Here is a 23,516-nt window from a genome sequence, read left to right as displayed (position 1 = left end):
TATATAGAAAGCACACTGAGAAAACCATGCGCATTATTGGTATTGAAACCTCTTGTGACGAGACTGGCATCGCGATTTATGACGATGAGAAAGGTCTTTTATCACACAAGCTTTACAGCCAAGTAAAACTTCACGCAGATTACGGCGGCGTGGTGCCTGAGTTGGCTTCACGTGACCATGTTAAGAAAACCATTCCTCTTATTAAAGAGGCTCTGAAAGAAGCGAATCTGACTTCCAAAGACATCGACGGTGTTGCATACACGGCAGGTCCGGGTTTGGTAGGTGCATTGCTTGTCGGTGCCACTATCGGTCGCAGTATTGCTTATGCTTGGGGTGTGCCTGCGGTGCCTGTTCACCATATGGAAGGTCACCTACTGGCGCCTATGCTAGAAGATAACCCACCACCGTTCCCATTTGTGGCGGTATTGGTATCGGGTGGTCACTCAATGATGGTTGAAGTTAAAGGCATCGGCGAGTACAAAATCCTAGGCGAATCTATTGATGATGCGGCGGGTGAAGCATTCGATAAGACTGCGAAGCTAATGGGCTTGGATTACCCTGGTGGTCCACTGTTATCTAAGTTGGCTGAAAAAGGTACTCCGGGTCGCTTTAAATTCCCACGTCCAATGACGAATGTGCCAGGTTTGGACATGAGCTTCTCAGGTTTAAAAACTTTCACGGCAAACACGATTGCTGCAAACGGTGATGATGAACAAACTCGCGCTGATATCGCTTACGCATTCGAAGAAGCGGTATGTGCTACGCTGGCAATTAAATGTAAGCGCGCACTTGAGCAAACGGGTATGAAGCGCATTGTTATTGCTGGCGGTGTAAGTGCTAACCGTCGTCTGCGTGCTGAACTTGAAAAACTGGCGAAGAAAGTTGGTGGTGAAGTTTACTACCCACGCACTGAGTTCTGTACGGACAATGGCGCGATGATCGCATACGCAGGTATGCAACGCCTGAAAAACGGTGAAGTGGCAGATATGTCGGTAGAAGCGCGTCCGCGTTGGCCTATCGACCAGCTTACGCCAATCGCGTAATCAAACTTCTACTGAAGGTTTGAAATATATTCAACACGATAAAGGTCTCTGCTCATCAGAGGCCTTTATTTTTAGCTAGCTAATTGAAAGACCTTGTGTAATTGATTGTAAGAGCCTAACTGATGCGAGCAGTTTTGTTTCGTTTCAGTGATAGGATTGTGCCGAAGAATAATAAATGGATATAACAATGAATAAGTTTGAAATTGAAGGTCAGCAGCTTGCTTACCTAGATAAGGGCGAAGGTCCTGTATTGCTGTTTGGTCACAGCTACTTGTGGGATAACCAAATGTGGGCTCCACAGATTGAAGTGTTGAGCCAATCATATCGTTGTATCGTGCCTGATCTATGGGCGCATGGTGAGTCGGACGCCGCGCCTGCTTCGACACGATCTTTAGTCGATTACGCTCAACATATGCTGGCACTCATGGATCATTTGGAGATCGAACAATTCTCTATTGTTGGTTTATCGGTTGGTGGGATGTGGGGAGCAGAGCTGACGTCACAAGCTCCTCAACGTGTTAAATCTCTGGTTCTTATGGATACATTCATCGGTTTGGAACCTGAAGTTACACATAAGAAATACTTTGCGATGCTGGATGCGATAAGCCAAGTTCAAGCCGTACCAGCACCGATCGTTGAGGCTGTCACACCGCTGTTCTTTGCCAACAACGCAGAGCAAGCCAATCCTGAACTTGTGGCATCATTCAAGCAAAGTCTTGAAGCATTGCAAGGTGAGCGCGCGGTCGAAGTAGCTCGTATTGGACGTATGGTGTTTGGGCGTCGTGACGTTATCGAAGATGCAGAGATGTTTGCATTGCCAACCTTGATTGCGGTTGGTCGCGAGGATAAGCCTCGTCCAGTATTTGAATCTTACTTAATGAACGATTGCATCACTGGCAGTGAGTTGGTTGAGATCCCTGAAGCGGGTCATATCAGTTCATTGGAACAGCCAGAAATCGTCAACCAGATGTTGTTGGATTTCTTGAATAAAGTGCATGCGTCGTAATTTTTTCAAGTAACGATTGAATAAACAAAAAACTCGGCATTACGCCGAGTTTTTTTCTACCAATTTCTTTTCACCAATCTTGGGTTCTTCCCCTGACAATAAGCGGCGAATATTCTGATGATGTTTAAACACGATCAAACAACAAAGCATCGCGACAGGTAAGGTGTACTGCGGTTTGAACATCCAAGCATAGAAGGGCGTAACGAGTACCGTAACAAGCGCAGCTAGAGAAGAGTAGCGAAACAACAAAGCGACCGATAACCAAGTCAGCATGACCAGCCCAGTCAGATCCAATCCAATAGGGGCTATTGCACCAAGTGCTGTTGCGACACCTTTCCCCCCCTTAAAGTGGAAGAATATTGGGTACATGTGACCAAGGCACGCTGCAATGGCAATAACGCCAAGGATGATTGGGTCGATACCAAGAAAGTAGCCGCTCCAAACCGGAATTGTTCCTTTGAGCATGTCGAACAGCAACACTGCCGCCGCTGCACCTTTGCCTCCGATACGCAGGACATTGGTGGCTCCAGGATTGTTAGAGCCCACTTTACGCGGATCCGGCAGTCTTAATAAACGACAAATTAGCACTGCGCTGGAGATAGAACCCAGCAAATAGGCTGCCATTGTCATTATTAGTGCCAGTGCGTCCATAGAAGTCCTTGATGGATTGGAATTTAATGCTCAGTTCCTGAGTAATTGCTATCATACCGCGACTCGGCTTTGAGCAAAAATACTCTCTGCGATAGAGCTTGCATTATGGGATTTCTTGTATATAAAGAGTCTTCGCAGTTTATACCCAAGCGACTTTTTCAGCCAATTTACAGAGTGAAAGGTCATAGTAGGTTGCTTGGGTATAGAATAGTACGATCAATTTGCCCAAATCGGGTATCCGACCTCTGTAAAAGAAGGACATAAGATGGCTCTGGATAAAGTTTTTATTGAACAGTTAGAAGTAATCACCACCATCGGCGTTTACGATTGGGAACAGCAAATCAAGCAAAAGCTGGTTCTGGATATCGAAATGGCACACGACAACAAACCTGCGGGTAAGAGTGATGATGTTCAAGATGCGTTGGATTACTCACAAGTGAGTGAAGCGGTGTTGAATCACATCGAAAATGGTCGTTTCTTGTTGGTTGAGCGTGTCGCAGAAGAAGTTGCAGAACTTATCATGCAACGTTTCTCTGTACCTTGGGTGAAAATTCGTTTAGCGAAGCCTGGTGCGGTTCCTCAAGCACGCGCAGTTGGTGTTGTGATTGAGCGAGGTCAGGCATGATCAAAACGTATATCGGAGTAGGCACCAATATAGAAAGAGAGCAGCACGCGCGAGTAGCTTATCAAGAGTTGCAAAAGCTAGGCTGCGATCTGTGTGTTTCTCCGATATATGAATGCGAGCCAATCGGCTTTAGTAGTCAAAACTTCTACAACTTCGTGATTAGTTTCTCCACGAAGCTATCACTCGAAGAGTTGAGTCACCACTTACGCGAGATTGAATTTCAGTGGGGGCGCGAAGAAAACGCGCAAAAGTATCAGGATCGAACCTTAGATCTCGATATAGTCTTGTTCGGTGAATGCATTTCGCCACAAAAACCTGAGCTACCTCGCAGTGATATCTACAAATATCCTTTTGTAACAAAGCCCCTGTATGATCTCGAACCTCAATTGGTGATCCCCGGCGATGGAAGAACAATCGCAGATATTTGGCAGGCGATGCAGCCAGTCGATTCACTCAAACCAGTTTCTTTTTCACTTTAATTTTGAGTTGTTTACATGAGTTACTTTGAAGCCTTTATTTTGGCTCTGATTCAGGGTCTGACAGAGTTTTTGCCAATTTCCAGCTCTGCCCATTTGATCCTGCCTTCTGCCATTCTTGGTTGGGAAGACCAAGGTCTGGCATTTGATGTTGCTGTTCACGTTGGTACGTTAATGGCCGTTGTGATTTACTTCCGACAAGAGGTCATCACGCTATTCCAAGCGCTATTTGCTTCTATCTTTAAGGGTGATCGCAGTAAAGAAGCCAAATTAGCATGGATGATCGTGCTGGCTACGATTCCTGCATGTGTATTTGGTTTGTTGATGAAAGATATCATTGAGATCTATTTGCGCAGTGCCTATGTAATTGCAACGACGACCATCATTTTTGGTCTGCTACTTTGGTGGGTAGACAAGAATGCAAAACTGGTTGCCGATGAATACCAAACGGGTTGGAAGAAAGCGCTATTTATTGGTATCGCTCAGGCGCTTGCTATGATCCCTGGTACTTCTCGTTCTGGTGCCACGATTACTGCGGCTTTGTACCTTGGCTTTACTCGTGAAGCTGCGGCGCGTTTCTCGTTTCTGATGTCGATTCCAATCATCACCTTGGCTGGTGGTTACCTAGGCTTGAAACTGGTAACAAGTGGCGAGCCTGTACACGTTGGCTTCCTGCTAACTGGTATTGTGACATCCTTTATCAGTGCGTACATTTGTATCCACTTCTTCTTGAAGATGATTTCACGTATGGGTATGACGCCATTTGTGATTTACCGTCTGATTCTAGGTTTCGGTTTATTCGCCTTCTTGCTAACGGCTTAAGTTGAGCAGCTAAAACTGAAATAAAAACGCCCGCTTTTAATTGCGGGCGTTTTTGTCTGTCTACCTGCTTTGCCGGACTTATTTGCCTAATGCAATTCTAACCGCTTCTACACGGCGCTTCTCTTGTTCATCACGAATAGCGGGTCCTTGAAAACCGTCTTTAATAATGGCTTGCACATCGACTGATGCCGCCGCTTTATAGGCTTGCATAAACAATTCTGCTTGCGGGTAGGGTTGCAGTTCTAATCCTTTACGACCTGCGTGATCGGCTTGGCAGCAAATTAAGATATCTTGCAAGCGTTCGGATTTACGCCAAACATCAAACTTATTGAGAATTTTGATGACGGTTTGAGGTTTAAGCTCAGCCGCTCGATGAATATTGGAGTGCTGTTCGCACACCATTAATGCTAAGTCGCGGAACTCATTAGGTACGCGTACACGATCGCACAGTTTTTTGATTAGCTTCAAACCGGTATGGCAATGCATCTTATGGCTCGGCCATTCCTTTTCAGGCGTGATGCCTTTACCCAAATCATGCACTTGTGCAGCAAATCGAACTGGCAGTGAATCACTGAGTTTTGCTGCTTGCTCAGCCACCATTAAGGTGTGGATACCAGTATCAATCTCCGGGTGCCACTTCTCTGGTTGAGGGACCCCAAACAATGCATCAATTTCAGGCAAGACAACCGCTAATGCACCGCAATCTCTAAGCACTGATAAGAATACGTCAGGTCGAGCAGTGGACAATGATTTGTGCCATTCTTGCCAAACGCGTTCTGGTGTCAGCGTGCTCAGTTCTCCTGATTCTGCCATATTGCGCATCAGCAGCATGGTTTCTTCTGCGACACGAAAGCCTAAGTGGGCTAACTTTGCAGCAAAGCGTGCGACACGCAAAACACGCAGTGGATCTTCGATAAAGGCATTCGAAACATGGCGCAGCACTTTAGCTTGCAGGTCTTGCTGGCCACCATGGGGGTCGTACAACTTGCCGTCATTATCCATTGCCATCGCATTGATAGTGAGGTCACGACGGATCAGATCGTCTTCTAATGTGACACTTTGATCGAAAAAGCAATCAAAGCCAGTGTAGCCTGCGCCAGATTTTCTTTCGGTTCGTGCAAGGGCATGTTCTTCTTTGCTTTTAGGGTGTAAGAACACAGGAAAATCTTTTCCGACGGCAGTATAGCCTTGGCTAAGCATGATTTCCGGCGTTGCTCCAACTACAACCCAGTCTTTGTCGTAGCTGTCTATTCCAAGCAAATGATCTCGAACTGCTCCACCAACTAAATAAACTTGCACGGATTACCTCTTAATTTATCGATCTGACGTTGGACATTGTAGCAAGCAATGGTACTTTTCTTTACTTCTAAAAGAACTTAGCGCTTTGTTTAAGTCTAATAAGGAAATACCCGATTTGATTGAGGGTGGGTTTTAGCTGGAGATCCTAATGTATAAGGACTTTTTCGGGTTTGTTGAACTGCCATTTTCCATAGTTCCAAACTCGCGTTATCTGTATCTGAGTCAACGTCATAAAGAGGCGATTACGCATCTGCAGGCGGGGTTAGGCGATGGTGGTGGTTTTGCCATGCTAACCGGTGAAGTAGGGACAGGTAAAACCACGGTTGCTAAAGCCATGCTGGCAAACTTGGATGAGAATACGAAAGCGGGCTTGATCCTTAATCCGACCTTCTCAAGCCGCGATTTACTTGAAGCCATTTGTGACGAGTTCAAAGTCACCTACCCCGAAGAAGCGAGCCTCAAGCAGCTTAACCAAGCGATTCATGATTACTTATTGCGCAATCATAAAATGGGCTGGACGACCTTATTGGTGATTGATGAGGCTCAGCACTTAGCCGCTGATGTGCTTGAACAGCTTCGCTTATTAACCAACTTAGAAACGGACACCAGAAAGCTCCTCAAAGTGCTGTTAGTTGGTCAGCCAGAGCTGCAACGCTTGCTGCAAACCACTCAATTGCGTCAACTTGCTCAACGGATTACTGGTCGATATCACCTGCTACCACTTGATGAGAAAGAGACTGCGGACTATATTACTTTCCGCCTGCATACTGCTGGTGGTGATAAACAGTTGTTTGACCGTAGCTCGACCAAATTGATTGCTAAGTACAGTCACGGCATCCCACGCTTGATTAACCTGATTTGTGATAAGTCGTTAAACCTGAGTTACCACAAAGGTAATGTTGTGGTTGATAAGCAAACAGTACATCAGGCTTGTGAAGAGGTGATGCAGTTCCAAGCCGAAATTTACCAGCAAGACCAGCCTGTCCGTCGTAGCTTTGAATGGCCTACTTGGGGCTCTGCTGCGATTGGCGTGTTTGCCGCGGTAGGTATTGGTTGGGCAGTGATGCAGAAAATGCCATCTCAAGTTAGTACCAGTATCCAATCTAACCCCATTCAAGTTGCTCAGACGACATCGCAACCTGTAATCGCAGAGATGAACGAGCAACTCACCAGTGAACAACGCAATATGCTCTTAGAGCAGACGCAATCGAACTTGGCAGTTAATGAACTGTACAAGTTGTGGGGCTATCGTGCCTCTGTTCGTGACAACTTGTGTTTGTCCGAACCGCAATCAACCATGCGTTGTGAGCGTAAAATGGCAACGTGGCCGTTGTTAGTGCAACAAAATCGCCCTGTCATCTTAGAGCTGAATTACCAAGGGCAAGTGGGTTACGTCCTGTTGTACGCGATTGGAAATGACAAGGTGGAAGTCCTTAATGGTAGCCAACGTTTGCGATTGCCTGTTTCATGGCTTAAACCATTGTGGCAGGGCAATATCATTGAATTGTGGCAAGCTCCTCTGAGAGAGACCCTACGTTTAGATATGGAAGGTCCAGCAATTGAAGTATTGGATACCCTTCTCGCTCAAGCGGTGAATGAACAGCCATTAGGCACGGACATCTTTGATGCTGCATTAAAAGAGCGAGTGGAATTGTTCCAGCGTTGGCAGGGCATTGGCGTTGATGGTATTGCCGGTCAAAGAACTTTAGAGCGCTTACAGCAGAGCGTGCAAACTGATGCTCCTGCCTTGAAACAGATTAAAGAGGAGGGCGCATAATGTCAGTCATGAAGCATGTGGGGCTCTTTTTATTGCCGGTAAGTATTACGGCAGTCGGTGCTGCTTGGTATTTGGACTTATTTGCTCAAGAGGGCATAGCTCCAGCGGCAACAGAGATACAAGCACAAGCAACCAATGCATTGGTCGAGCTTAAACCTATGACTAACTTTGAAAGCTTGAGTTATCCTGAAGAGCCCCAATTGGCGCAGCTTCAGCGTGAATGGCCAACAGCAGAGCTCTCACAGGACATTGGTACCTTTATTGGTGAAGAGTATGCGAGTAATGACGCCGTTCCTGGTGAGCAAGAGCTACTCAACGAGCCTCAGAAAACAGTAAAAACAAGCCCTACAATGCGAAGTGGTGATGACCTTGGTCTGTCTTTAGATGATCTTGATTTGTCCTCATTGTCGCCTGACCTTGCTTTGAAAGTAGAGAACGCGCTTGCGAACGATGACCAGCCATCGACAAACGATAGCTCGTCTGTTGACGATTTAGAGCGAGAAGCTCAACAATGGCATGGTCGTTTGCCTGCTCTTAACTTACAAACTCACATGTACTCAAGTGATGTGAAGCGACGTTGGGTGAAAATTAACAATGTTGAGTACCACCAAGGCGATGTTGTCGATGGGCAAGTGACCTTAAAAGAGATCCAACCTCAAGCGGTCATTGTTGAATTCCAAGGCGAGCAGATCCGTATCCCTGCTTTGTATGAATGGAAAGGCTAGAGGCATCCTATCGTTTCTTTCTCTGTGTCATTCAGGACGAGACACAGACAAAACAAAAAAGCCAGTCGAGTTCGACTGGCTTTTCTTTTACCGATTCAGAGTAAGGTGATTACGCCCAACCTGCTGGTGATTTCTTTCTACGTGGGATGATATGAGGAAGAATCAAACCAAACAGTAGACCTAGACCTGCAACACCACCACCGTAAGTAAAGTACTTCAGTAACATGTCGTCTTTTTGTGTGTCTAGTTTGGCGCGAAGTTCGCGGTTCTCTGTTTCAACAGAAGTAAGCTGGTCGCTGATTTCAGAGTATTTCTTCTCTAGATCAGAAATTTGTTGGTTGCGTGTTTCTAGTGACGTTACTAGACCCGCTTTTTCTGTGTCTGAGTTCTGGCGTGCGTTTGCCAGTTGCTCTTTCACTTCTTTCAGTTCTTTCTCAACGCGAGGAAGGCGGATTGCCATGCTCTCTTGGTTAGTTACAAACTTGCTTTGAACCCAGCCAGTACGACCGCGCGCATCACGGATTTGGGTGTAACCCGTGTCTTTGTTTGTTTGAAGAAGTTGTACTTTAGAGCCTGCGTTAACACTACCCATGATACGGTAAGTGTTGTTTGGACCAGAGTGCATGAAAGTGAATAGGTCATCAGAAATATAACGGTCTGCCGCTAGTGCCGCTGGCGCTGCTAGCAAAGTAAACAAAACCGTGATGATTAGTTTTTTCACAGTAAATCCCTTAACGATTTTCTTGGATACAGCTTTGGCACCGAATTATTGGAGCCGGAAATAGACGAATATTATGCAGTTTCAAACTTGGGTGCAACAAAGAAGGGAGGCAAAGCCTCCCTTTCTGTGCGTTTGAGTCAATAATGACAAAGCGTTTACATTGTATTGACCCAGCGCTTCGCGCTAAAGCAGTGTTACGAGAACATCGCTTGGATGCCGTAGAAGAATACGACTGCTAGTAGTGCACCAGCAGGTAGCGTAACGATCCAAGATGCAACGATGTTACGAACTACGCCCAAGTTAAGGGCTGCAATACCACGAGCGAAACCTACACCTAGAACCGCACCAACCAGTGTTTGCGTTGTAGAGATAGGTAGACCTGTACCTGACGCTAGAACTACTGTACATGCTGTTGCTAGCTGAGCAGCAAAGCCACGGCTTGGTGTTAGTTCAGTGATACCAGTACCAACAGTTGCCATTACTTTGTGACCTAGTGTTGCTAGACCAACAACGATACCAAAACCACCTAGAGGAAGAATCCACCATGCGATTGAGCTTTTCGTTGTGATTTCACCCATGTGCTCAACAGTTGATACAACTGCAGACAGTGGACCGATCGCGTTAGCTACGTCGTTTGAACCGTGAGCGAATGCCATAGCACACGCTGTGATAACCATTAGTACGCTGAAGATACCTTCTACGCCAGCAAAGCTGCGGTCTTCTTCACGGTTAGCAAATTTCTTCTGAATGTAGAAGTAACCGCCAGCCATTACTGCTGCAGATACGACTGCTGCCCACATCCATGCTTCACCGTTGCTAAGGTGTAGACCTACGTGTTTCAGACCTTTCTTGATAGTTACAAGTGCAATCACCATCGTCGTGATGAACATGTAAACTGGAACGAAACGTTTTGCGTTGAATAGTGGGTTCTCAGTATCAAAGATCAGACGCTGTGCGCTGACAAAAATGACGTAAGCAAAGAAGCCTGAGATAACCGGAGTAATAATCCAGCTACCGACAATCCCTTGTACACTGCTCCAATCAACTGCTTCAGTACCTACAGACACACACGCAAAACCGATGATTGCACCGATGATAGAGTGAGTAGTCGATACTGGCCAGCCCATGTAAGAAGCAAGTAGAAGCCAAGTACCAGCCGCAAGAAGTGCTGACATCATGCCGTAGACAAGAATATCAGGTTGGCTAGCAAATAGAGATGTTTCGATAACACCTTTACGGATAGTGTCGGTTACTTCACCGCCTGCAAGGTATGCACCCGCAAATTCAAAGATCATCGCAATGATGATTGCTTGTTTTACGGTTAGCGCTTTTGAGCCAACAGATGTACCCATAGCATTAGCAACGTCGTTCGCGCCAATACCAATCGCCATCATGAAACCAAAAATCGCTGCAACAATAATCAGGACAGTGCCGTAGTTCGCAAGGATATCCATCGTAATACCTAGTTGTTTTATAACAAGCGGAGCAAAATTTTGCGCGCGTCAGCCCATAAGACGGTGAATTTTGTCATCGTCCATCTGACACGCGTGAATAATGCTCTTCGTTATGTCGTTAACTTATGTTTTAAGATCGAGATAGCATGACTTCCAAACGAGCACCTACGCGCTGCGCTTGGTCGGCAATACCACCTACCCATTCAAGAATCTTGTACAAGAACATGACATCGATAGGGTTCATGTCAGATTCAATCACCATCAGTTGTTGGCGAAGTTCAATCTGCATTGCATCGGTATCATCTTCAATTACGTCCAATTGATGAATCATTTCAGCAACGAGCGTTACTTCACGGCCTTTGAAGCCGGTCTCTAGAAGTTCATCAAGTTCGTTAATTACTTTTTGCGCCTGATCAGCCGCATCAAGACAACGTTGAACGTATGCGAGGAAGTTTGGTTGGAGAGCCTCAGGAATGACAAGTTGACGACCATATACACGGCCAGCAATGTCTTTTGCCAGGTTAGCAAGTTTGTCTTGTTGAGTTAGAAGCTCAAGCATGTCAGTACGATCGACTGGCATAAACAAACCGCGAGGCAGTTTTAGACGGATTTCACGTTTTAGCACGTCCGCTTCTTTCTCTAGGTGAGAAATTTGAGCACGGATTTCAGATGCTTTTTCCCAGTCACCCTTTGAAGATACTTCAAAGAACTTAACCAGGTGTGAACAACATTCGTTGACACACACAACGTGGCGCTGCAAAGGCTTAATTGGGGACTTTGCAAATAACCCCATAATTGTATTTACTGGCATGGTCATTCAACCTAATAACTATAACCTTAAAAAAACATACACCATTTCTTGGCGAAATGTTGAACGATGGCTATAAAGGCGCGCATGTTAACGCATTAAATCGCTCATTAAAACTGTTTTAGATCATCATTCGGGTGATATTTCTTTCTTGCCGTGTGAGAAATTAGGCAATATCCTGTTTCTATCTGCTTTGAAAGGTATAGCTATGGAAACCGAGATAGAACTGAAGTTTTTTGTTTCTCCTGAATTTTCAGAGACTTTAAGAGCTAAAATTTCCGAAACAAAAGTACTTCAGCACAGTAGTCGTGATTTGGGTAACACCTACTTTGATACCGCTGATAAATGGTTAAGAAAGCACGACATTGGTTTAAGAATTCGCCGTTTTGATGATGTTTTTGTCCAGACTGTAAAAACAGCAGGACGCGTTGTTGCAGGCCTTCATCAAAGACCAGAATACAATGCTGAGCACACCAGTAATGAGCCGGACCTCACGCTTCATCCTTCTGATATCTGGCCTTCTGGCAAAGATGTCGCTACGCTACAAGCGGAACTGACGCCGCTCTTTTCTACCAACTTTACTCGTGAACAATGGTTGATTGGGATGCCTGATGGTAGCCAAATCGAAGTTGCGTTCGACCAAGGAGCTGTGATTGCTCAAGGTACGGATGGAGAAGAGAAGCAAGATCCTATCTGTGAAGTTGAATTAGAGCTGAAATCGGGTCAGACAGATGCTTTGTTTACCCTTGCTCGCAGTTTGTGTGAAGCAGGTGGTATGCGCCTTGGTAACCTGAGTAAAGCTGCGAAAGGCTATCGCTTAGCCAGTGGTTACGCTGGTGATGAAGTCAAACCACTAGCATTAGTGGACAGCACGAAAAACGACACAGTCGAGTACTGCCTGATTAATTCGCTAGAGCATGCGCTATCGCACTGGCATTACCATGAGCAAATCTACACTGAGCGTGATTGCGTTGAAGCATTACGTGAAATCGTTAATGCGATTCGCTTTATCCGCCAGACATTTACTATCTTTGGCAGCATGGTGCCGCGTCGAGCAAGTGCAATTCTTCGCCAAGAAATGAAGTGGCTAGAAGAAGAGCTTGAATGGTTAGATGAACACGCTCACTTAGAAGAGTTGCTAGATGATAAAGGCAACGTGCTGCGCAAACTTGATGCGCGTAAGTTCCTTGTTTCTGAGTTGACACAACAACTGGGCGAGTTGCCAAGCCGCGAAGCGGTGTTAGAGCTATTAAGCTCTGCACGTTACACCGGTTTGTTATTGGATTTGAGCCGTTGGATTCTGACGCGTGGTTGGCAGCCATTTTTGGATGATAAAGCGCGCGAAAAGATGTCGAGCAACATTCAACCTTTCTCAGTGAAGCAGTTGGATCGCACTTGGGCTGAGCTGATGGAAGCTTTCCCCGCAGAGCGAGAACTCTCGGCTCAAGAGTACGTGGATCAGCGATACCGTCTTTTACGTAACTTGTACACCGGTATTGGTTTTGCGAGCTTGTACGATGCAGAAGAGCGCAATACCTTCCGTTTACCATGGGCAGACCTAGTGCATGGTATCGACGACCTGCTTATGCTTAATCACCTTCTGCCATTAATTGGCATGTTAGAAGGGGAAGAACAAGAGCAGTTAGAGCGCTGGCTGCACCGCCAAGAACGTTCCATCCTGCATGCTATGGATCAGACTCGCGCAATCAGTGTTGAAGTCGAGCCATACTGGCAAGAATAAGAGCAAAAAATAGGACCCTCTGGTCCTATTTTTTTGTCTGTTGTTTTTGCTCTCGCAGTTCATCTTCGATGGACTGCAGTCGATTTAAGATCTGCTCCTGCCTTTCTAATACTTGCTCCAAGAGCTTCTCTTTATTCTTAGAACGATTGTCCTGTTGTCTGGTCGGTGCGGTTAGGATCGACGTGATCAAACCTGAAATCATACCGAAGATGCCGACACCACAAATGATGATCAGTACGGCAAGCAGCTTGCCTCCTGTCGTGACTGGATAGTGGTCGCCGTAGCCAACGGTCGAAATAGTGACAAATGCCCACCACAAAGCGTCTGTTCCTGTTTGAATATTGGCTTCAGGGTTTTGCCCTTCAATAAACAACATGGCGCTAGAACCAAGAGTGATGAGAACCACCATTAACAGCAGAATAGACGCTAATGTAGTTTCACGGCGGTTTTGCTTGAGCTGGAAAAGAATGAACTTTGAAGAGCGTAAGACCAGAATGACACGCAGGATGTGAAATAAGCGAGCAAAGCGCAAAGGCTCAATCATTGGGATGCTCGCCACAAAATCAATCCAGTGATGCTTGATAAATGACCAACGATCTGTGGCTCGGATCAAATCTACGATGAGCTGCAGTAGAAAAATACTACAGATTATAAAATCCAGACCGATAAGAACTTGACGGGTTTCGTGATCAAGTGGGAAAAACAACAGGCCTGAGATCACAAATAGCGCCATAAAGGACAATATTAGTGATAGCAACCCCATCGGTTTGGTGCTGTCTTTGATATCATAGTTTTTCATACGAAGCTCGAAATAAATCGCGCAACCAGAGCCAATCGCGCGCATAACTATAAGTAATACAAAGACTATATAAGACTCGGTGGAGAACTGACAATGGAAAAGCTGGCATTTAAGCCGTGGGAAAGGGTGATATCCGACATCAAGCTCGTTCCGAAAATGGTCATGTTGATGGTATTCAGCACCATCTTGATTGTGGCAAAGCAATTGTGGGACGCAAGTACCTTCTACAACTCATTACTTGCAGCAACGCAAAATGAACAAGTTGCCCAACAGCACTATGAAGCCTACTTAACACAAGTGGCTTGGCAAACTGCATTGTTGATTGTGGTGTTTGTGGTGTTACTGCTTGCAGCAGCTCGTGTCATGCTACGACAAACACAATATTTGAACGATGCAATCAAGTTAATGGCAAGCAAAAACCTTTCTGTGCCATTTGGTATGGATTGTAAAGACGAATACGGTGACGTAGCGCGTGAGCTAGAGAAAACCCGTCGTCAGTTGCATGATGTCATCCAAATGCAGATCAACGCATCTGATGAGCTTGCAACGTTGACCGAAGTGATGACATTGAGTATGTCGGAAACGAAAGAGTCGGCACAAGAAGAGTTCAACGAGATCGATCAACTTGCTACCGCAATGAGTGAGATGTCATCGACAGTTCAAACGGTTGCGGATCATGCGCAGACGGCATCTTCATTGACCGAGCAGGCATCAACGCAAGCCGTGACTGGTCAGCAGTTCTTGCAGAAAACGGTCTCTAAGATGAGTGAACTGTCTTCCGATATCGCGTCTTCGGCAAGTGCCGTTAACCAAGTAGAAGAGCGTGTTGACGCAATTGGTAGTGTCGTTGGCACCATTCAAGGTATTTCTGAGCAAACTAACTTGCTTGCACTGAATGCGGCAATTGAAGCGGCGCGAGCTGGTGAAGCTGGTCGCGGCTTTGCTGTCGTTGCAGATGAAGTTCGTAACCTTGCACAACGCACTCAGCAAGCAACCGTTGAAATCCAAGAGATGATTACTCAGCTTCAATCAAGTGCCACCTCAGCAGTGGAATTGATGGAGAAAAGTGTTGTTGAAGCAGCAGAAGGGGTAGAGCTGGTATCAAATGCTGGTAGCGAGTTGGATGGCATTGTTGGGCAGGTGACGCAGATTAACGACATGAACTTCCAAATCGCAACGGCGTCAGGCCAACAAAGCAGCGTTGCAGAGGAAATGAGTCAAAACTTAACCAACGTTCGTGAGCTTGTTGAAGCTTCAGTAGTGGTCGTGACCGAGCTATTGGAAACCTCTGAGATGATGCAAAGCAACGCCGAAGAGCTAGATAAGAAGATTAAATCTTTCGAAGTCTAGTTTCTGTAAGCTTTGATAAAACGCCCACAAACCTTTTGTGGGCGTTTTTATTTATGCCAACTCTGGTATAAAAGAGTGTATACCTCTCAAACCACAGTGCTTTTCAAACAAGGAAGAAAAATGCAGCTGCCTTCGTCACTGATTTCTGTCGCGGATTCCGCGGTTCAAAATGCTGAGCAAGCGGGATACTTTCAACAATGGCCTACCGAGATTGCCGAACAGTTTCGTTTTGTGTCTGGTCTAAGTAAGTTCATTACCGAAGCGATTCACCGTGATGAGAAACTCGCGCAAGACTTGCCAAACATGCTGGCAGAAAATAGTCGACAACAAGCGTATCGTGTTCGTCTAGCGGAGCTGTTGGCTGGATGCCAAGATGAGATGGCTGGGCATCGTGTGCTGCGTCAGTTCCGTAACCGCGAAATGGTTTACATTGCGTGGAAAGACTTCACCCATACTTGGACGTTAGAAGAATCGCTTTGTCATTTGTCTCAACTGGCTGAAGCGATGATCTTCGAAACTTATCAATGGCAATACAAGATTTGCTGTAATGAGTGGGGCACGCCAACCAATGCCGAAGGTGAAGCGCAGCCTATGCTGATCATCGGCATGGGTAAACTTGGTGGCGGCGAGCTGAACTTCTCTTCTGATATCGATCTGATTTTTACTTATCCAGAAAACGGTGAGACACAAGGCGCGCGCCGCAGCATTGCTAATGCGCAATTCTTTACCCGTTTAGGGCAGCGCATCATTAAAGCGCTCGACCAACAAACCTTTGACGGCTTCTGTTACCGTGTAGATATGCGTTTGCGTCCGTTTGGTGAGAGTGGTCCGTTGGTAATGAGCTATGCGGCACTAGAGGATTACTACCAAGAACAAGGAAGAGATTGGGAACGTTACGCGATGATCAAAGCGCGTGTGATGGGCAGTGAAATGTATCCGCAATATCAAGAGTTGCGCCAGATGCTGCGTCCGTTTGTTTTCCGCCGTTATATCGACTTCAGCGCGATTCAATCCCTGCGCCGCATGAAATCAATGATCAGCAGTGAAGTGCGCCGTCGCGGTTTGAGTAACAACATTAAACTGGGTGCTGGCGGCATTCGCGAGATTGAGTTTATCGCTCAAGTGTTCCAGTTAATTCGTGGTGGTCGTGAACCTTCTTTACGTGGTCGTGGTTTACTAGAAACTTTGAATGCCATTGGTGAGCTAGGTCAGCTGACTCAATCAGAGGTTGATAATCTTGAAGCTGCCTATAAATATCTGCGCCAGCTAGAAAACCTGTTGCAAGCCATGGCAGATAAGCAAACGCAAACCTTGCCGGATTGTGAAGATGAGCAATTGAAACTTGCTACGGCGATGCGTTTTGAATCTTGGGATACGCTCATTGCTCAAACCCAACAACACATGGCAAATGTCCACAAGGTGTTTGAAAGCTTAATCGGAGATGACGAAGAAGATGAAACAGAAGCGGTGGCTCGTCATTTCCACGAATTGTGGGACATGGCGACCAAACAAGATGTGCTTGAACACGTTCTACAAGAGGACATTAAAGCTGAAAATTCACAAGAGTTAGCAAAAACCATCATGCAGTTCAAAGCGGACTTGGCAAAGAAAACACTTGGACCGCGTGGTCGTGAAGTGCTGACTAAGTTGATGCCTAAAGTCTTTGATGCGGTATTTGCCCACCCAGATGCGCAATTCGGCTTGCCACGTGTTTTGCACTTGTTGCACAACATCTGTACTCGTACAACGTATCTTGAATTGTTGGATGAACATCCGGCAGCCTTGGTACAACTGGTTCGTTTATGTACCGCCAGTCCTATGATTTCAGAGCAGCTATCGCGTTACCCAATTCTCCTTGATGAGTTGATCGACCCTCAGCATCTGTACAACCCAATTCCACTTGATAGCTACCGAACAGAGCTACGTGATTTCCTTGCCCGCATCCCTGAGGATGATATGGAGCAGCAGATGGAAGCGCTGCGCCAGTTTAAGCAAATCTGTATCTTACGTATTGCAGCGGCAGACATTGCAGGTGTATTGCCCGTCATGAAAGTGAGTGACCACTTAACGTATTTGGCGGAAGCGATCGTTGAAGCGGTAGTGAACCAAGCGTGGCTGCAAGTGTCGGAAAAGTATGGCGAGCCAACGCATGTGAAAGATCGTGAAGGCAAAGGCTTCGCCGTGATTGGTTACGGGAAAGTCGGCGGCTGGGAACTGGGTTATAACTCAGACCTTGATATTGTGTTCATGCACGATTGCCCAGTTAACGTTTATACCGATGGTAAAAAAGAAATCGATGGTCGCCAGTTCTATCTTCGTTTAGCGCAGCGCATCATCCATATTTTCTCAACTCGTACAGCATCAGGCATTCTGTACGAAGTGGATACTCGCTTACGCCCATCTGGCGCTTCAGGCTTATTAGTCAGCCCAACAGATGCATTTGATGATTATCAACATAAAGATGCCTGGACGTGGGAGCATCAAGCTCTTGTGCGTGCTCGTATGATTTATGGTGATGAGCCTTTGGCGATCGCCTTCCATAACACTCGCCATGATGTGTTGTGTAAACCGCGTGACCAAGACACGTTAAAGAAAGAAGTGGTCGATATGCGTGAGAAAATGCGTGACCATCTTGGCGGGAAAAAGTCCGGTCGTTTTATGCTTAAGCAAGATAATGGCGGCATTACCGATATCGAATTTCTCGCTCAATACCTTGTGCTCAACTACAGTCACAGTAAGCCTAAGCTCATTCGCTGGTGCGATAATGTACGTATTTTTGAAACTCTAATCGCACAAGGTGTCATGGAAGAAGATCAAGCGATGCAACTGACACGCGCATACACATCAATGCGCGATGAAACTCATCGTCGAAACTTGCTTAACTTAGATGCCGATGTGGCAGAAGAGAAATTTATTGTGGAGCGAGAGTGGGTGAAGCAAGCATGGAATCAATGGTTTGCCTAAGCAGAAGTAGTACACAAGGTTCAGCCTAGAAAAAGGCTGTGTTAAACTCACCACGATTTAATTTTTGGAGACCAATAATGAAACCAATTCTACCTGATTACAACAGCGCTGGTGTGCTTATCATCGGCGATGTCATGCTAGATCGTTACTGGTATGGCCCGACTGGACGTATCTCTCCTGAAGCGCCAGTACCTGTTGTGAAAGTAGAAAATAATGAAGAGCGTCCGGGTGGTGCTGCGAACGTGGCAATGAATATTGCTTCACTTGGCGGTCACGCTCACATTGTTGGTCTAACGGGGATGGATGAGCCAGCGAAAGTTCTGACTGAAACGCTGAACTCGCTAAAAGTAAAATGCGATTTCGTCGCGCTGCCTGATTACCCAACCATCACTAAGCTACGTGTGATGAGCCGTGGTCAGCAATTGATTCGTCTGGATTTTGAAGACAAGTTCGAAAACACCGATGCTGAACCTGTGTTATCTCGTATGGAAACTGCTTTGCCAAGCGTGAAAGCTGTGATCATGTCTGATTACGCGAAAGGTTCGTTAGAGCATGTACAGGCTTACATCCAGAAAGCACGTGCTGCGAATATCCCAGTCTTCATCGACCCGAAAGGCGCAGACTTCGAACGCTACCGTGGTGCAACGCTACTGACACCAAACATGAAAGAGTTTGAAGATGTTGTTGGTAAGGTGAAGTCAGAGCAAGAGCTGGTAGAAAAAGCGTTAGCACTAGTAGAAGAGTTCGAGTTTGAAGCTCTATTGGTAACGCGCAGTGAAAATGGTATGACGCTGATCCGCCGTGGTCAGGAACCATTCCATCTACCGACTCAAGCAAAAGAAGTCTATGACGTAACTGGTGCGGGCGATACGGTGATCTCTGTATTGGCGGCTTCTGTTGCCGCAGGCAAATCATTTGAAGAAGCTTGTGCTCTAGCCAATGCAGCGGCAGGTGTTGTGGTTGGTAAATTGGGTACCTCAACGCTTTCTGAAATTGAGCTGGCAGAAGCCATTCACGGTAGCCAAGATACAGATTACGGTGTGATTTCAGAGCAAGCTCTGATTGAAGCCGTGAAGAAAGCACGAGCGAAAGGTGAGAAGGTTGTGATGACTAATGGTTGTTTCGATATCTTACACGCTGGTCACGTGTCTTACTTAAACCACGCCGCAGAACTCGGTGATCGCTTGATTGTTGCGGTAAACACGGATGATTCGGTAAAACGTCTAAAAGGTCCTGGTCGTCCAGTAAACCCAACCGATCGTCGTATGGCTGTGTTAGCTGGTTTAGGTGCTGTTGATTGGGTTGTGCCTTTCAGCGAAGACACGCCTCAACGCCTTATTTCGGAAGTACTACCAAGCTTGTTAGTGAAAGGTGGTGATTACAAGCCTGAAGAGATCGCTGGTGGTAAAGAAGTGATTGCCGCAGGCGGTGAGGTTCGCGTGCTGAACTTTGAAGATGGTTGCTCAACTAGCGAAATCATCAATGCCATCAAAGGCGGTAAAGGCTAAGCCTTCCTTGCTTTCGATTCTTAAAGAAAAGGTCGCTCTATGGGCGACCTTTTTTGATCGTAATTGTTTTTTGGAATGTAATGCTTAGCAAAATAGCTCGCAATAAAAAAACGCCAGTTGAAAGCTCAACTGGCGTTTTATGCATTATACCCAAGTCATTCTCGCTGAACTAAGCTGGGTATACATGAGACATTTATTTTGCTGGCTTAAGACCTGCATCAACATCTAGGATATCTTGCTCGCTCAGTGTACCTACCGCTTGGCGTAGCTGAAGACCAGCAAGAATGTAGTTGTAACGTGCGTCTGACAAGTTCTTGTTTGCATCGTATAGACGGCGAGTTGCGTCTAATACGTCAACGATAGTACGAGTACCTACATCGAAACCGGCTTCTGTCGCTTCTAGTGCAGATTGCGCTGACACTACAGACTGTTCGTACGCTTTTAGTGCGCCGATAGAAGCGTTGATGTTGTTGTTTTGCGCACGCACTTCTTTCACAACACTACGGTATTCTTTTTCCAGCTCTTCGCTTGCTGATACATAGCCGTATTCTGCTTGTTTCACTTCAGACGTTGTACGACCACCAGTGTATAGAGGAACTGCTAAGTTAACACCGACTTTGAAACCGTCAGTCGTGTTATCTGTAACACTTTCAGATGTATCTGCGTAGTTGTAGCCACCGTCTAGCGAAAGCGTTGGCAGGTGACCGGAGCTTGCTAGTGAGATGTTATCGCGCGCGATGTCTTGTCCGATACGTGCAGATAATAGACTTAGGTTGGTTGTCTTCGCTTCTTCAATCAATGTTTCAGCAGCTTCAGAAGAGCGGCTTGCAGAGAAGCGAGCTGTATCTAGAACGTTTAGGTTCTTGTGCTCTTGACCTGTAATCTCACGTAGCGATTCGTAGCTGTTGATTAGCGAGTTTTCCGCCAATACTTCGTCTGCAAGTACAGCATCGTATTGTGCTTGCGCATCGTGTACGTCAGTGATTGCTGACAAACCAACTTCAAAACGTTGTTTAGTTTGCTCTAGTTGGCGACCAACCGCTGCTTTTTCTGCACGAACGAACACTAGGTTGTCTTGTGCACGTAGCACTTCGAAGTACGCTTGAGAAACTCGAAGGATCAAACCTTGTTGTGTTGCGGCATAGTTTGCGTCGGCACGACGAGCTGTTTTCTCTGCGGTATCAAGCGTGATCCAAGATGCACGGTTGTATAGCTCTTGTGTAAAACCAACACCTGCTGACAGTACATTTTCGTCAGTAGACGTTTTTCCGCCTGCATCTAGATCTCTGTCGCCACGAGTGATGTCGTAGCCTGCTGTCAAGTTGATCTGTGGTAGTAGGGCACTGCGGCTAGAGTTGATTGCTTCAAAAGCTTGATCACGCTGCGCTGCTACACTGAGCAATTGAGGATCATTTTGTTTTGCTAAGTCATAGATTTCAGCAAGAGAGTCTGCCCATGCAGATGTACTCATACTGCCTAGCGCTGCACTGATAAATAGTGGAAGCAGTTTTTTCATTTTCTATTCCCGCGGTCTATAGATTGGTTAATTCTCAGTAGTTTAACTCAATTTGGACGATATTTACTCGAAACTTTGCACTTTTTTACACGTAATTATCCAGTTGTGCAATAAATAAATGAGAATTGCTTAAAATAATTTATAACTATTGTACAAAAAGTTGAGCCAAGTCCTTTGAGCAAGCGAATAACAATGAGTAAACTACAAGATTCACTCAGAGAGGTGTTGAATGCAACAGTGTGACAAGCAACAGAATGATTTTACTCCCCAAGATGTGGAAATAATCTCAAAAGAAACCGTATTTAAAGGCTTCTTTAAAATGGTGAAATACCGTTTTAAGCATAGATTATTCGCCGGTGGCTGGAGTGGGATTGTCGAACGAGAAATGTTCGAACGTGGTCATGCTGCAGCCATGCTCCCGTATGACCCCGTGACTGACCAAGTCGTGATCATCGAACAGATCCGCGTTGGAGCATTAGAGCATTCGCACCCATGGCAGTTCGAAATTGTTGCTGGCATGATTGATCGAGATGAATCAGCAGAAGCTGTGATTCGTCGAGAAGCAGAAGAGGAAGCGGGCATTCAAGTAGGACGTGTTGCTTCGGTTACCTCTTATTATCCCTCTTCGGGCGGCTGCTCAGAGAAGCTTGATGTGTTCATTGGTGAAGTCGATGCATCTAAAGCGCATGGCATTCATGGTTTAGACTATGAGAATGAAGATATTCGAGTCCATGTAATGAGCCGTGAAACTGCGTATCAGTGGGTGAAAGATGGCAAATTTGAAAATGGTGCTTCAATCATTGCGCTTCAATGGTTGCAGTTAAATCATCAAGAATTGACATCACAATGGGGTAAATCCCCTATGGTGGAGAGTAAGTAATGGCGCAAGTAGCTGAAAAGCAAAGATACCATGTCGACTTAGCAGGTCTTATGAGAACTTATGAGACCAACTATGCGAAGTTGAACGCTTTGCTGCCTGCCTCTGCCGAAGTTGGTGACGTACGCTGTTATCAGGCGGCGAATATGGTTTATCAACTGACCGTGAATGAAATCACAAAATACACCACAGTTGTTGAGATATGTCAGAGTGATGAAACACCAGTGTTTCCTTTACCGACGATGTCTGTCAGGCTTTATCACGATGCGAGAGTAGCTGAAGTATGCTCAAGCGGAGAGTTTTCTCGCATTAAAGCTAAATATGATTATCCCAACGACCAGTTGATGCAGAAAGATGAAAAGCATCAGCTTAATACGTTTCTTGGTGAATGGCTGACATTCTGTTTACGAAGTGGCATTAGTAGAACGCCGCTTGCCTTCAATTGATTGTCACGTCACTAAGGAAAAATAACAAAAAACTATATAGTGGACGAATCAGGTTTTCATTTTGCAACCATCTAGTGACAGCATAAAGCTATTACAAATCACGGATACTCATCTGTTTGAGGCAGATGAGGGCAGTTTGCTGAGCGTAAGAACCGCCGACAGCTTTGCAGCCGTGGTAAAAGAGATTCTTCATCGTCAAGTGCCATTTGAATACATCTTGGCTACAGGCGACATTTCACAAGATCATAGTGCAGAGTCATATCAGCGTTTTGCTGAGGGTATCTCGCCGCTGAAAAAAGATTGTTTTTGGCTTCCGGGCAACCATGACTACAAGCCAAACATGGGTAGTGTGCTACCATCCCCTCAAATTCAAGCTGTTGAACACCTAAAGCTGGGTGACCATTGGCAGGTAATTCTGCTGGATTCACAAGTGGTTGGCGTTCCTCATGGGCGATTAAGCGATCAACAACTGACTTTGCTTGAAGAAAAGCTCGCAGAAAATCCGCAGCGACATACGTTGGTGCTTTTGCATCATCATCCACTTTTAGTGGGCAGTGCTTGGCTAGATCAGCACACGCTGAAAGACGCAGAGGCGTTTTGGCAGGTCGTAGACCGATTTGACAATGTGAAGGGTATTCTCTGTGGTCATGTTCATCAGGATATGAACATTATTCACAAAGGTATTCGTGTGATGGCAACGCCTTCAACGTGTGTACAGTTCAAGCCGAACTCTGATGACTTTGCATTAGATACACAGTCTCCAGGCTGGCGGGAATTAGAACTACATAGTAACGGTGACATCTCGACACAAGTTAACCGTTTACCAGATGGTCAATTCCAGCCAGACTTTACCTCAAGCGGATACTAATCATTACCATGCCCGAACTTTATGTTCGGGCTTACTTTTT

At 45.9% G+C, this 23,516-nt stretch carries 21 protein-coding genes; 14 read left to right on the top strand and 7 right to left on the bottom strand.

Annotation, left to right across the window (positions count from 1 at the left end; translation table 11 throughout):
• Positions 1-26: 26 nt before the first annotated feature.
• Positions 27-1,043 carry a tRNA (adenosine(37)-N6)-threonylcarbamoyltransferase complex transferase subunit TsaD gene (gene tsaD / locus QMY49_RS12815; protein WP_005450422.1) on the top strand — a complete coding sequence of 339 codons (1,017 nt, stop codon included), beginning with the start codon at positions 27-29 and terminating at the stop codon, positions 1,041-1,043.
• A 187-nt stretch (positions 1,044-1,230) separates the two neighbouring features.
• Positions 1,231-2,049, top strand: coding sequence for an alpha/beta fold hydrolase (locus QMY49_RS12810; RefSeq protein ID WP_005450420.1), 819 nt, complete (start codon positions 1,231-1,233; stop codon positions 2,047-2,049).
• A gap of 39 nt (positions 2,050-2,088) precedes the next feature.
• Here the strand turns inward: QMY49_RS12810 and plsY are convergent, their stop codons facing one another.
• Positions 2,089-2,700, bottom strand: a complete 612-nt coding sequence (plsY, locus tag QMY49_RS12805) for a glycerol-3-phosphate 1-O-acyltransferase PlsY (protein ID WP_005450419.1) — start codon at positions 2,698-2,700, stop codon at positions 2,089-2,091.
• Positions 2,701-2,965: 265 nt separating this feature from the next.
• Between plsY and folB the strand changes: the two genes are divergently transcribed.
• Genes folB through QMY49_RS12790 form a run of 3 tightly spaced genes read left to right on the top strand, consistent with a single transcriptional unit; the run spans position 2,966 to position 4,623 of the window.
• Entirely contained in the window at positions 2,966-3,325 is a 360-nt protein-coding gene (gene folB / locus QMY49_RS12800) for a bifunctional dihydroneopterin aldolase/7,8-dihydroneopterin epimerase (RefSeq protein ID WP_005436044.1), read from the top strand.
• Positions 3,322-3,804 (top strand): 2-amino-4-hydroxy-6-hydroxymethyldihydropteridine diphosphokinase, encoded by a 483-nt coding sequence (folK, locus tag QMY49_RS12795; RefSeq protein ID WP_005450416.1) that lies wholly within the window; start codon positions 3,322-3,324, stop codon positions 3,802-3,804. The genes folB and folK overlap by 4 nt, the downstream gene beginning before the upstream one ends.
• A gap of 15 nt (positions 3,805-3,819) precedes the next feature.
• Positions 3,820-4,623, top strand: coding sequence for an undecaprenyl-diphosphate phosphatase (locus QMY49_RS12790; protein ID WP_009697588.1), 804 nt, complete (start codon positions 3,820-3,822; stop codon positions 4,621-4,623).
• Between the two features lie 78 nt (positions 4,624-4,701).
• Here the strand turns inward: QMY49_RS12790 and QMY49_RS12785 are convergent, their stop codons facing one another.
• A complete protein-coding gene (locus QMY49_RS12785) occupies positions 4,702-5,922 on the bottom strand; it encodes a multifunctional CCA addition/repair protein (RefSeq protein ID WP_283311858.1) in 1,221 nt (406 codons plus the stop codon).
• 148 nt (positions 5,923-6,070) lie between these two features.
• Between QMY49_RS12785 and QMY49_RS12780 the strand changes: the two genes are divergently transcribed.
• Positions 6,071-7,699: an ExeA family protein gene (locus QMY49_RS12780; protein ID WP_009697590.1), complete on the top strand. Its 1,629-nt coding sequence runs from the start codon at positions 6,071-6,073 to the stop codon at positions 7,697-7,699.
• Entirely contained in the window at positions 7,699-8,424 is a 726-nt protein-coding gene (locus tag QMY49_RS12775) for a general secretion pathway protein GspB (RefSeq protein ID WP_005450409.1), read from the top strand. Before QMY49_RS12780 ends, QMY49_RS12775 begins: the two co-directional genes overlap by 1 nt.
• A 109-nt stretch (positions 8,425-8,533) precedes the next feature.
• Here QMY49_RS12775 and QMY49_RS12770 read toward each other — a convergent pair whose 3' ends face one another.
• The 3 genes from QMY49_RS12770 to QMY49_RS12760 form a co-directional block, all read right to left on the bottom strand.
• Positions 8,534-9,145: a TIGR04211 family SH3 domain-containing protein gene (locus QMY49_RS12770; RefSeq protein WP_005450408.1), complete on the bottom strand. Its 612-nt coding sequence runs from the start codon at positions 9,143-9,145 to the stop codon at positions 8,534-8,536.
• A 194-nt stretch (positions 9,146-9,339) separates the two neighbouring features.
• A complete protein-coding gene (locus QMY49_RS12765) occupies positions 9,340-10,599 on the bottom strand; it encodes an inorganic phosphate transporter (RefSeq protein ID WP_005450407.1) in 1,260 nt (419 codons plus the stop codon).
• Between the two features lie 130 nt (positions 10,600-10,729).
• A complete protein-coding gene (locus QMY49_RS12760; protein WP_047009129.1) occupies positions 10,730-11,410 on the bottom strand; it encodes a TIGR00153 family protein in 681 nt (226 codons plus the stop codon).
• Positions 11,411-11,615: 205 nt separating this feature from the next.
• Here QMY49_RS12760 and QMY49_RS12755 point away from each other — a divergent pair, with 205 nt between their 5' ends.
• Positions 11,616-13,148 (top strand): CYTH and CHAD domain-containing protein, encoded by a 1,533-nt coding sequence (locus tag QMY49_RS12755; protein ID WP_009697592.1) that lies wholly within the window; start codon positions 11,616-11,618, stop codon positions 13,146-13,148.
• A 25-nt stretch (positions 13,149-13,173) separates the two neighbouring features.
• Here the strand turns inward: QMY49_RS12755 and QMY49_RS12750 are convergent, their stop codons facing one another.
• Entirely contained in the window at positions 13,174-13,992 is an 819-nt protein-coding gene (locus QMY49_RS12750) for an ion transporter (protein WP_283311850.1), read from the bottom strand.
• Positions 13,993-14,040: 48 nt separating this feature from the next.
• Here QMY49_RS12750 and QMY49_RS12745 point away from each other — a divergent pair, with 48 nt between their 5' ends.
• The 3 genes from QMY49_RS12745 to hldE all read left to right on the top strand — a co-directional run bounded on the left by QMY49_RS12745 (position 14,041) and on the right by hldE (position 19,769).
• A complete protein-coding gene (locus QMY49_RS12745; protein ID WP_005450397.1) occupies positions 14,041-15,297 on the top strand; it encodes a methyl-accepting chemotaxis protein in 1,257 nt (418 codons plus the stop codon).
• Between the two features lie 120 nt (positions 15,298-15,417).
• Positions 15,418-18,261, top strand: a complete 2,844-nt coding sequence (glnE, locus tag QMY49_RS12740) for a bifunctional [glutamate--ammonia ligase]-adenylyl-L-tyrosine phosphorylase/[glutamate--ammonia-ligase] adenylyltransferase (protein WP_283311847.1) — start codon at positions 15,418-15,420, stop codon at positions 18,259-18,261.
• A gap of 77 nt (positions 18,262-18,338) precedes the next feature.
• Positions 18,339-19,769, top strand: coding sequence for a bifunctional D-glycero-beta-D-manno-heptose-7-phosphate kinase/D-glycero-beta-D-manno-heptose 1-phosphate adenylyltransferase HldE (hldE, locus tag QMY49_RS12735; RefSeq protein ID WP_005450394.1), 1,431 nt, complete (start codon positions 18,339-18,341; stop codon positions 19,767-19,769).
• Between the two features lie 193 nt (positions 19,770-19,962).
• On the opposite strand, the gene tolC is transcribed toward hldE, so the two are convergent.
• A complete protein-coding gene (tolC, locus tag QMY49_RS12730) occupies positions 19,963-21,285 on the bottom strand; it encodes an outer membrane channel protein TolC (protein WP_005450392.1) in 1,323 nt (440 codons plus the stop codon).
• Between the two features lie 229 nt (positions 21,286-21,514).
• Between tolC and nudF the strand changes: the two genes are divergently transcribed.
• The 3 genes from nudF (at position 21,515) to cpdA (ending at position 23,476) form a co-directional block, all read left to right on the top strand.
• Complete coding sequence (gene nudF, locus QMY49_RS12725; RefSeq protein WP_005450390.1) at positions 21,515-22,165, top strand: ADP-ribose diphosphatase; 651 nt, start codon at positions 21,515-21,517, stop codon at positions 22,163-22,165.
• Positions 22,165-22,608, top strand: coding sequence for a DUF1249 family protein (locus tag QMY49_RS12720; RefSeq protein WP_005395930.1), 444 nt, complete (start codon positions 22,165-22,167; stop codon positions 22,606-22,608). The genes nudF and QMY49_RS12720 overlap by 1 nt, the downstream gene beginning before the upstream one ends.
• Before the next feature lie 61 nt (positions 22,609-22,669).
• Positions 22,670-23,476, top strand: coding sequence for a 3',5'-cyclic-AMP phosphodiesterase (cpdA, locus tag QMY49_RS12715; protein WP_009697596.1), 807 nt, complete (start codon positions 22,670-22,672; stop codon positions 23,474-23,476).
• Positions 23,477-23,516 lie beyond the last annotated feature (40 nt).

It is taken from the genome of Vibrio harveyi (assembly GCF_030060435.1).
GTDB classification, from domain to species: domain Bacteria; phylum Pseudomonadota; class Gammaproteobacteria; order Enterobacterales; family Vibrionaceae; genus Vibrio; species Vibrio harveyi.
The sequence above is the reverse complement of the archived record's forward strand: the minus strand, read 5'-3'. Positions and strand labels throughout refer to the sequence as shown.

Excerpts from the sequence above, each read along its gene's own strand:
- nudF (WP_005450390.1), top strand. The coding sequence starts at position 21,515 with ATGCAACAGTGTGACAAGCAACAGAATGATTTTACTCCCCAAGATGTG.
- glnE (WP_283311847.1), top strand. The coding sequence starts at position 15,418 with ATGCAGCTGCCTTCGTCACTGATTTCTGTCGCGGATTCCGCGGTTCAA.
- QMY49_RS12810 (WP_005450420.1), top strand. The coding sequence starts at position 1,231 with ATGAATAAGTTTGAAATTGAAGGTCAGCAGCTTGCTTACCTAGATAAG.
- tsaD (WP_005450422.1), top strand. The coding sequence starts at position 27 with ATGCGCATTATTGGTATTGAAACCTCTTGTGACGAGACTGGCATCGCG.
- QMY49_RS12780 (WP_009697590.1), top strand. The coding sequence starts at position 6,071 with ATGTATAAGGACTTTTTCGGGTTTGTTGAACTGCCATTTTCCATAGTT.
- QMY49_RS12750 (WP_283311850.1), bottom strand. The coding sequence starts at position 13,992 with ATGCGCGCGATTGGCTCTGGTTGCGCGATTTATTTCGAGCTTCGTATG.
- QMY49_RS12790 (WP_009697588.1), top strand. The coding sequence starts at position 3,820 with ATGAGTTACTTTGAAGCCTTTATTTTGGCTCTGATTCAGGGTCTGACA.
- QMY49_RS12760 (WP_047009129.1), bottom strand. The coding sequence starts at position 11,410 with ATGCCAGTAAATACAATTATGGGGTTATTTGCAAAGTCCCCAATTAAG.
- QMY49_RS12745 (WP_005450397.1), top strand. The coding sequence starts at position 14,041 with ATGGAAAAGCTGGCATTTAAGCCGTGGGAAAGGGTGATATCCGACATC.
- QMY49_RS12775 (WP_005450409.1), top strand. The coding sequence starts at position 7,699 with ATGTCAGTCATGAAGCATGTGGGGCTCTTTTTATTGCCGGTAAGTATT.
- QMY49_RS12720 (WP_005395930.1), top strand. The coding sequence starts at position 22,165 with ATGGCGCAAGTAGCTGAAAAGCAAAGATACCATGTCGACTTAGCAGGT.
- tolC (WP_005450392.1), bottom strand. The coding sequence starts at position 21,285 with ATGAAAAAACTGCTTCCACTATTTATCAGTGCAGCGCTAGGCAGTATG.
- plsY (WP_005450419.1), bottom strand. The coding sequence starts at position 2,700 with ATGGACGCACTGGCACTAATAATGACAATGGCAGCCTATTTGCTGGGT.
- QMY49_RS12765 (WP_005450407.1), bottom strand. The coding sequence starts at position 10,599 with ATGGATATCCTTGCGAACTACGGCACTGTCCTGATTATTGTTGCAGCG.
- folB (WP_005436044.1), top strand. The coding sequence starts at position 2,966 with ATGGCTCTGGATAAAGTTTTTATTGAACAGTTAGAAGTAATCACCACC.
- folK (WP_005450416.1), top strand. The coding sequence starts at position 3,322 with ATGATCAAAACGTATATCGGAGTAGGCACCAATATAGAAAGAGAGCAG.
- hldE (WP_005450394.1), top strand. The coding sequence starts at position 18,339 with ATGAAACCAATTCTACCTGATTACAACAGCGCTGGTGTGCTTATCATC.
- QMY49_RS12755 (WP_009697592.1), top strand. The coding sequence starts at position 11,616 with ATGGAAACCGAGATAGAACTGAAGTTTTTTGTTTCTCCTGAATTTTCA.